The organism is Belnapia sp. AC561 (assembly GCF_979252845.1).
This window is the reverse complement of sequence record NZ_CEEDBP010000258.1, coordinates 1-266: the sequence shown is the minus strand read 5'-3', so window position 1 is coordinate 266 and position 266 is coordinate 1. Positions and strand designations below refer to the sequence as shown.

Here is a 266-nt window from a genome sequence, read left to right as displayed (position 1 = left end):
CAACCTGGACACCGACGATATGGAGGAGTTGATGGCCGCAGGAGGTCAGCCATGCGCGGCCAACCAGATCCTCTACAACCTGACGCGGCGCGGACCCGAGCACGACCTGCTGCCCTGGCTCGCCGCGCATGCGATACCAGCAATGGCGTACAGCCCGGTGGAACAGGGCAGGCTCGTCGCGGATACCGGATTACAGTTGCTCGCCGCCGAAATCGGCAAGACGCCGGCGCAGCTCGCGCTGGCATGGCTGCTCGCGCAGGACAACA

Annotated in this window: 1 protein-coding gene; it reads left to right on the top strand. The window is 65.8% G+C overall.

The genetic code is table 11. The annotated features are described in order from the left end of the window. A partial coding sequence (locus AC0IW9_RS30990; RefSeq protein WP_471652139.1) for an aldo/keto reductase occupies nt 1-266 on the top strand: 266 nt, incomplete at both ends.